Here is a 7926-nt window from a genome sequence, read left to right on the forward strand (position 1 = left end):
GCGCCCACTCCTCGTCCGACAGGTCGGTGGGGTACAAGCGACGGTACTCGGGCATGGCGGAAGCCTTGAACGATCATGGATCGCTTGGCGCTACACGCATCCTCTCCGCAGGACGCTACCCATTTCGAAGACCGTTTCTAGGGGGGAAGCCATCGGCAACGGCATCGGGAGATAATCCGATGCGATGCGGCTGTGCGTGCGGTGGGAACCATGGGCGTCGAGCGCCGTCGCTCTATCCTGTAGATGGGGAGAGGGCGGATGTCGGACATGGACCCTGAGATGTGCCGTGACTCCTTGATCGTGCTCCTCCACGAGCACGACGAACTCACCCGCGGCCTGGTGAGGCTGGTCGACCAGCTTGCATTCGCTGACGCCAACTATGTTGTGTCGATCATGAAGACCGATTTCTCCGAACTTGGACATCCACCTGAAGGCGGCACTTGGCCCCGCCCTGGTCAAACGCCTCCCGCTGGATGGCCGTTATACGAGGCCGCCATACGGTGGAGCGAGGGTAGGCAATAGTCGTGACCTGACCATCATTCTGATGCGCTGCGAGGCGCAGCGGCTCACGACGGTCCTTGATGTTCATATTATGTTCTCGTAGAGTCGGCACATGACCGAAGCTCCTGAAGCCACCGTTGCAGACCTGCGCGCTGTAGGACGCGACCACCTCGCCCATGCCATCGCGCGGGTGCTCGTCCGCCGGGCCCGGTCTGGCGGTGGGCCCGTTCCGTTCGTGGAAGCCTACGATCTGGCGAGCGAAGTTGCCGAGCAGATCGAGCGGCTCGACTGGCTGGTGCTGCGGCCGAACTGGAAGCCGCAGCCGTTGGAGGTGAAGCGATGAGCAGTCTGTCGATCACGTCCACCAGCCTGCGGCCGGTGGACCCTGCTTTTCCTAGGGGCTTGGTCCGGCTGTTGCTCGTGACCGACCTCCTCGGAAAGATTGAACGACAAGAAGCGCCCGGTTCGGATGCCGTCGAGGCTTATGGGCAATCCGCTGGCGTTAGCCAGTCCTCCGCTGGCCGGCTGCTGCGCCGGAGGGATCTGGTGCCCCGCGGCACCTCGCTGCGTAGCTGAAGTGCCTGCGGCGCCTGCCATGTGGCACTGCCTGATCATCGACGGGTCTTCAGGGGCCTGGGGGTGCTGCGCCCGACGAAACCCCGGTCGCATCGATCGGCTGCGCGACCTGCAGGCGTGGCATAAGCTCAGGGGCATCTTCCGGATATGCCGGCGCAGAGAACAGATGTGGTTCGGCTGCGCCGGCGGCACAAACTGTCGGGCTCGCTGACCTGGCTGCTGCCGTTGTTCCGGTGCACTGGATGCTGGGCGCGGCCGTGGTCCACAAGCAGTTGGACGATTGAGAAGCTCAGGAAGCTGTCCCTTGCGGAGCTGAGGACGGCGTCCCAGCCGCCGCCTTGGCGCGCACGCTCACGGGTGGTTGGCCGACGACCCGCTTGAAGGCGCGGCTGAAGGCGGCCTGGGAGCCGTAGCCGAGACGATAGGCTGCGGTTTCGACCGGTAGCCGGTCGCGTCCGATCCATTGGGCTGCCAAGCGCATGCGCAGTTCGGTCAGGTAGCGTACCGGCGTCATCCCGGTGACGGCGAGGAACCGCTCGGCGAACACGGAGCGTGAACTACCCATCTCGGCGGCCAGTTCGGCCACCGTCCAGTTCCGCCCGGGATCCCGATGCAGCGCGGCGATGACACGACCCAGGCGTGGATCACGCAGCGCATTGATCCAGCCTGCGGCATCACCGCAGCCACATTCTGCCCAGGCACGCACGATGAAGGCTGCCACCACGTCGGCCAGTCGAGCCAGTATGCCGGCAAAGCCCGCGCGTTCGGCACGAGCCTCGCGCTCCATGGCTTCCAGCATCGGCAGCATTTCCGGGTATCGGTCCAGCAACGTACTGACCAACATCACCTCGGGCATCAACGCCACGAGCGGATGCATGCTACCGAGATCGAACTCCATGCGACCGCTGAAGATCACTGCCCTCTTCGTACGGCACGTGTCGTCAGAGCACGCCCGGATGGTGCTGACGGTTCGGCACAGGGAGGCGACCTCGAAGGCCTCAACATCGCGACTACCTACGTCTGGCGCAGACAGAAGGTCATGAGTGCCACCTCGCGGCAGCAGTACGGCACTGCCCGCTTCCAAGACGTGCGTCACCCCGCTCGCACTACGCAGGAGCACCGACCCGCAGGCGACGAAGTGGAACTGTGCCCGCCCTTCAACCGTGCCAAAGCTGATGCCAAAGGGCGGCGCGATCTCGATCCGCCGGTACTGGACTCCGACCAGGCGCATTCCCATGAGCAACTCGCTCACGAGGTCGCTCGAAAGCTGCCCGCCTTGACGAACAGGTGGGCTTTCGGACGTGTGATCATGCATTCCGGACCTGGTGGCATGGTGCGTCCGGCGTGTCCATCCTAACCTGCAACTCATTGATGCTTGTTCGCCAAAGGATGGACTGTGAGCGACTCGATTCCCTGGACGGAAGCGACACGGGCGCGGGAAGAGCCCGCCTGGGGTGCCGTCGTCTCGATGGCGCTGGGCGTATTCGGGCTGGTGACGGCCGAGTTCCTGCCTGCCAGCCTGCTCACGCCGATGGCGGCGGATCTTGGCATCAGCGAGGGGCTGGCTGGGCAGGCCGTCACGGTCACGGCCGCGATCGCACTGGTGACAAGCCTCCTGATCGCGGCAGCAACCCGCCACATCGACCGGCGGCCCGTGCTGCTGGCCTTCTCCATGCTACTGATCGCATCGAACCTGCTGGTGGCGTTCGCGCCCAACCTTCCGGCCCTGCTGCTTGGACGCGTTCTGCTCGGCCTGGCGCTCGGCGGTTTCTGGACAATGTCCGCGGCTGTTGCGATGCGGCTTGTGCCGGAGGCGCTTGTCCCGCGCGCGCTGTCGCTGATCTTCAGTGGCGTCTCGGCCGCGACGATCCTGGCAGCACCGGTCGGCAGCTATCTTGGGGATATCTTTGGCTGGCGCATCGTCTTCTTGATCGTTGCGGCACTGGGGCTCGTGACGCTCACGGTGCAGTTCGCGACCTTGCCCAAGATGGTGTCGAGTGGGCTGACCAGCCTGCGCACCTTGGGTAACGTGTTGCTGCGACCTGGAATTGCCATCGGCATGGTGGCCGTCGTGCTGGTGTTCACCGGGCACTTCGCATTCTTCACCTATCTCCGCCCTTTCCTGGAGACGGTAACCGGTGTCGGCATCAGTGCGGTATCCGGCATCCTCCTGGGCTTCGGCGTTGCCAACCTGCTCGGCACCTTCCTCTCAGGGCTGTTGCTGGAGCGGAACCTGCGGCTGACGCTACTGCTGATGCCGCTGCTGATGGCCGTGCTTGCTTTCGGGCTCGTGGTTCTCGGCAGCCTCCCTGTGGCAAGTTCCGCCATGGTGGCCCTGTGGGGATTGGCGTTCGGCGCTGTGCCTGTGGCTTGGTCCACCTGGGTTACCCGCGCCGTTCCCGATGAGGCGGAGAGTGCCGGCGGCCTCATCGTGGCGGCTGTTCAGTTGGCCATAGCCATCGGCGCAGCAGTGGGTGGCGTGATCTTCGATGCGCGCGGCGCAACTGGCGTGTTCATCGCGAGCACCCTTGTTCTTCTCCTGGCGACCCTGATGGTCTTGGTGGGCGTTCGGACGCGGCTGCGCACCAAGATCTGACACGGACGAAACAACAGGCTGAAGACCGTCAGCACAGGAGACCGTGTAGTTCCCGCCGCCCAGTGATTGCCGCCGGCCGGCTGCACCTGCCTGAGGTGGTGCGAGTGGGCGGTACACGCACCATCCACGTTGAGACCGTCCGTGCCCGGCAGAGCAACGGTGCCAGAGACAGAACTGCGTTTCTACCTTTGACCCTGAATTGATGTGCCGCTCAGCCGCGCAAGGCTCTCGCCTAGCACGACTAGGCTAGTGCCAAGCAGCGCGACGTCCTTGATCAGGAACGAGCCCGTCGCGTTGAGCCAAGGGAAGCCACCCGAACCTGATTCCCAGATCGGCAGGGCGAACATGGTCGACACGGTGACCGCAAAGGTCAGGCTGGCCAGTGCACCGCCTGCAGCACCGGCACGGACTGACCAAGGCGAAGCAACCAGGAGCGCTGCCGTCAGCAGTTCAACGCTGCCTAGGAGGTAGGCGGCACCTGCTTCGCCGAAGACGAGGTAGAGCCAGGCCAGCCAGGGTGTTCCGCTGATCAGCGGCTTGAGCGCGTCGATCTCGATCTGCGTGAATTTGAGGATGCCGATCATCGCCAGCGGCAAGATGACGCCTGCGAGCGCGACGGCACGACCAGCAGACTTGATGGGCCCGGCGGGCGCAAAGCGATCAAGCAAACCAGCCAGCTGGCCTGTGGTTGTTGATAGGTGCTGCATGATGGTCTCCCGCATTTGTATGCATGAAGCATATATATGCAGGCACTCAACGTCTATGCGTGGTGCATATTTTTTGGTGGTGAACAGAAAGAAGATTGAGAACGTCATTGGAGCTCTGGTTCTGGCTTCGGCAGAAACCGTGCTCGCGGCACAAAGGATCAGGCGCCCGAGCCAGGCCTGACCGCAGCGGCGATCATGCTGCTCGGGCACGAGTCAGGCGTGCCGGTCGAGCGGATGAGCAGACGGTGCTGCATCTAACGAAGAGCCAGACGAACATCGCGGCAGGCACCGCTTCCGCAAAACTTGATGCTCTGGTCCGGCCTCTGGACGGGCAGACGAACGTAGCGCTGGGGATATCTTTGGCGGGCTTGGTCGCGCCGACCTCGGTCTGACCATCCTGCTGCTGTCACTACCGATGCTGATCCTGATCCCCGGCCCCTTATGAGGTGATGTTTGGCAGCTGCCTCAGCCTAGGGCCCGTTAGCTCCTGGTCATTCCTCCCCATCTGCGAGGCAGGTAGCAGATGGGATGGCTGATGACAGGTGTGCTGAGTGATGCGCAGTGGGCGGTGCTGGAACCGCTGATCGAGGCCTGCCGCCCACACCGCAAGACGCAGCATCACGACCTGCGGCGCACGATCGAGGGGATCATCTGGCGCTGCCAGAACGGGGCGAAGTGGCGGAGCCTGCCGAGTGAGTTCGGGCCTTGGTGGATGGCGGCGCAGATCTTCATCCGCCCTCGGCGGCCTGCTGGCCGCCGCTCCCCTGGAGATCGGATCAGCCGTCTGCTGACGGCTGATGGGGACGGCTGGGCGTGTGGGAGCGCCTTCTGATGATGGCGCAGGCGCACGGCATGCAGCTTGGCATGACCTTCCTGGACGGCACGAACATCCGGGCACACCAAAAGGCGGCCGGTGCCGCTCAAAAAGGGGCAGCAGAACCCGATGCGCTGAGGGTGAAGCTCTTGGCCGATCTCGTGGCGGCTATGGAACGAAATCCTGCGTGATCGCCGACGGTAGCGGTCGCGCCATCGCCTTCAGCCTGGCGCCCGGACAGGCGCACGAGTTGCCGCAGCCCATCGGCCTGCTTGCCCGTCTGCCGGCCATGCCGCGCTGGGTCGTGGCGGATCGCGGCTATACCAGCCATGCCTTCCGCGAGCACATCTGGAACCTGGGCGCACGACCGGCGATTCCACCGCAGCGGCATGAAGCACCGGTCGCCTGTCCCGCCTGGATCTACAACAATCGCAACCGCGTGGAGCGCCTCTGGGCACGCCTCAAGGAGTGGCGAGCCGTCGCCACCCGCTACGAGAAAAGGGCCTGCTCCTTCATGGGCGTCCTCTGCCTCGCTGCCGCACTCGATTGGCTCAGGAGCTAACGGACCCTAGTCGGCTTGCAGGCGACGGCCGGCGTCCATGGCATCTGGCTGCTCAACTGGCTGGCTCCGGATGTGCAGCAAGCCAAGCGCATCGTCGGCAGCGTTGTGCTTGGCCGCCGCCAAGTGAGCCGGCTGATGAACGGGAGGTGATAGTCCGCTGGTTCCTCCTCAGGGCATGCCCAAGGGTCGCGGGAGTAGCAACCATGCGTGCGCGCGAAAGCGCGATCACGCCTTCATCCGAACGCGCGTTCTATGAGATCGTGCAGCACGTTGAAGAGCCTATGACGGCAACCTGTCCAGCACCGTCCCACGACGTTCGGTCAAAGACATGAGACACCAGCGGAACATGAACTGCTGGGTTAACCAGCTTCTGACACCTAAACCATTGGATGGTTGGCGTCCCCAAGGGGACTCGAACCCCTATTTGCGCCGTGAGAGGGAAGCAAATGATAGAGTTTTACTGTCTTTGAGCGTCCACTGCTGTCAGTCACGTGTCTCTAACGTGTTCAAATTGCAGGATTCGCGGTCCAGGTTTGTTCATTATCGTCCATGGTATTACATTTCCGAAGCTTTTATCATGGACCAACGATGCCTAAGCCGGTGCCGCTCACGCGGATCAGCAGCAAGACCGAACGGGCGAAGCTCGAAACAGCACATGAGCCATGGTGGTTCGGCATCTCGCCAGGCCAGCACATCGGCTACCGCCGGTTGAAAGGCACCGAGTACGGCACGTGGTATGCCCGCTGGCGCCCGACCGGCAGCAGCAAGCTGACGTATCGCAAGACCGCGCTTGGCTTCGCGGACGATCAACGCGAGGCGAATGGCATCGACATCCTCAGTTTCACCCAGGCGAAAGAGGCAGCGGTCCGATGGTGGGACCAGCAGGTTCGCCGTGCGGCCGGCATGGAGGAGGCGTCAACGCTCAAGCTCCAAACGGTCAACGATGCAGTCGACGATTACATGAAGTGGTTCAGGCGCGAGCGTAAGGGCGTCAAGCAGACCGAGCGCGCCATCGAGCGCCACATTCACCCTACGCTCGGCGAGGTCGAACTCGCTCGCCTTACAGCTACAAGGGTTCGAGCATGGCACGTCGCGTTGGCAGAAGCGCCTGCACTCGGACGTCAAGGTATGCCGAAAGCGGTTCAGGCCGACGCGGACCTCGATGAGTTGAAGCGAAAGCGGCGGTCGAGCGCCAATCGGATCCTGACCATCCTGAAGGCGGCGCTGACCCACGCGCACCGGGAGCATGGCCTTGGAAGTCCTGATGCGTGGGAGCGTGTTCAGCCGTTCCGCGGCGCCGATGCAGCTCGGCTACGCTATCTCTCGCGTGAGGAAGTAGTCAGGCTGCTCAATGCCTGCCCGCCAGACTTTCGCCGCCTGGTGCGCGCCGCAGTCGAGACCGGCTGCCGGTTCGGCGAGCTAGCCAGAGCGCGGGTCCGGGACGTGGATGTCAGGGCCAGGGCTCTGTTGGTGCCAGTGGCGAAGTCAGGGAAGGCGCGGCATGTGCCGCTGGACAGAGCTGCGGCTGCATTCCTAGAGACGCTCGTACAGGGGAGGGGAGGCGACGAGCTTCTGCTCGTTCGAGACGATGGTGATGGTTGGGGTGACAACCACCAAATCGCTCGTATGAAGACAGCGTCGCTTCGTGCGGGGATCACGCCGCCGGCGAACTTCCACGCACTGCGGCACACCTTTGCCAGCGGCCGCATCATGGCCGGTGCCCCGCTCCTGGTGGTCGCGCAGGCACTCGGCCACACGGACGCCAGGATGGTGGAGAGGCATTATGGCCATCTCGCTCCCGGGTTCGTGCGGCAGACAATCGATGAGACGGGTTTCGCGCTAGATGCTGAGCCGACCAACGTGGAGCCTTTGAAGCTCAACAGCGTGGTTGTGGGCTGAGCATGCGTGCCCGGCGCTTCCGGGTGATCGACCGGACGGAGCAACGGCCTGGACAGCTCGCCCCGCCCGGTCATGCTGAAGGATCAGCGGATGCTGAATACCACCCCACTTTCGAGCGCGCCACCTCTGGCCCTAGCTGTTTAGTCCCGGATTGTGATGGTATGGGTTGGTTTTGAACCGCTGTGGCTCGATGGTCCACTGCTGACAGATGAACTCGTAGGGGCTTTTGCCTTTGAGGGTCTTCAGTCGGCGGGCGCAGTTGTAGGCGAGC

At 63.6% G+C, this 7926-nt stretch carries 7 protein-coding genes and 2 pseudogenes; 6 read left to right on the forward strand and 3 right to left on the reverse strand.

Features of this window, described 5'->3' with window-relative positions; translation table 11 throughout:
• The first annotated feature begins 613 nt into the window (after positions 1 to 613).
• Both VHL31_RS07010 and VHL31_RS07015 read left to right on the forward strand, forming a co-directional pair.
• Entirely contained in the window at positions 614 to 844 is a 231-nt protein-coding gene (locus tag VHL31_RS07010; protein ID WP_329660492.1) for a hypothetical protein, read from the forward strand.
• The gene (locus VHL31_RS07015; protein WP_329660493.1) at positions 841 to 1077 is read left to right on the forward strand and encodes a hypothetical protein; all 237 of its coding nucleotides are present in this window, start codon (positions 841 to 843) and stop codon (positions 1075 to 1077) included. The genes VHL31_RS07010 and VHL31_RS07015 overlap by 4 nt, the downstream gene beginning before the upstream one ends.
• Before the next feature lie 289 nt (positions 1078 to 1366).
• On the opposite strand, the gene VHL31_RS07020 is transcribed toward VHL31_RS07015, so the two are convergent.
• On the reverse strand, positions 1367 to 2392 hold the full coding sequence (locus tag VHL31_RS07020; protein WP_349262381.1) for an AraC family transcriptional regulator: 1026 nt from the start codon (positions 2390 to 2392) through the stop codon (positions 1367 to 1369).
• Positions 2393 to 2473: 81 nt separating this feature from the next.
• Here VHL31_RS07020 and VHL31_RS07025 point away from each other — a divergent pair, with 81 nt between their 5' ends.
• On the forward strand, positions 2474 to 3673 hold the full coding sequence (locus tag VHL31_RS07025; protein ID WP_329660495.1) for an MFS transporter: 1200 nt from the start codon (positions 2474 to 2476) through the stop codon (positions 3671 to 3673).
• Between the two features lie 182 nt (positions 3674 to 3855).
• Here the strand turns inward: VHL31_RS07025 and VHL31_RS07030 are convergent, their stop codons facing one another.
• Entirely contained in the window at positions 3856 to 4590 is a 735-nt protein-coding gene (locus VHL31_RS07030; protein WP_329660496.1) for a DUF417 family protein, read from the reverse strand.
• A gap of 334 nt (positions 4591 to 4924) precedes the next feature.
• Between VHL31_RS07030 and VHL31_RS07035 the strand changes: the two are divergent.
• The 3 genes and pseudogenes from VHL31_RS07035 to VHL31_RS07045 all read left to right on the forward strand — a co-directional run bounded on the left by VHL31_RS07035 (position 4925) and on the right by VHL31_RS07045 (position 7655).
• A pseudogene (locus VHL31_RS07035) lies at positions 4925 to 5756 on the forward strand (IS5 family transposase).
• Between the two features lie 15 nt (positions 5757 to 5771).
• Positions 5772 to 5906 (forward strand): hypothetical protein, encoded by a 135-nt coding sequence (locus VHL31_RS07040; RefSeq protein ID WP_329660497.1) that lies wholly within the window; start codon positions 5772 to 5774, stop codon positions 5904 to 5906.
• Positions 5907 to 6344: 438 nt separating this feature from the next.
• Positions 6345 to 7655, forward strand: a complete 1311-nt coding sequence (locus VHL31_RS07045) for a site-specific integrase (protein ID WP_329660498.1) — start codon at positions 6345 to 6347, stop codon at positions 7653 to 7655.
• Between the two features lie 132 nt (positions 7656 to 7787).
• Here the strand turns inward: VHL31_RS07045 and VHL31_RS07050 are convergent.
• Positions 7788 to 7926: pseudogene (locus VHL31_RS07050) on the reverse strand (IS481 family transposase); the annotation flags it as partial.

It is taken from the genome of Geminicoccus sp., assembly GCF_036263595.1.
Classification (GTDB): Bacteria; Pseudomonadota; Alphaproteobacteria; order Geminicoccales; family Geminicoccaceae; genus Geminicoccus.

What these genes read in the sequence shown, in the direction of transcription:
- VHL31_RS07010 (WP_329660492.1), top strand. Translation starts at nt 614, where the DNA reads ATGACCGAAGCTCCTGAAGCCACCGTTGCAGACCTGCGCGCTGTAGGA.
- VHL31_RS07015 (WP_329660493.1), top strand. Translation starts at nt 841, where the DNA reads ATGAGCAGTCTGTCGATCACGTCCACCAGCCTGCGGCCGGTGGACCCT.
- VHL31_RS07020 (WP_349262381.1), bottom strand. Translation starts at nt 2,392, where the DNA reads ATGCATGATCACACGTCCGAAAGCCCACCTGTTCGTCAAGGCGGGCAG.
- VHL31_RS07045 (WP_329660498.1), top strand. Translation starts at nt 6,345, where the DNA reads ATGCCTAAGCCGGTGCCGCTCACGCGGATCAGCAGCAAGACCGAACGG.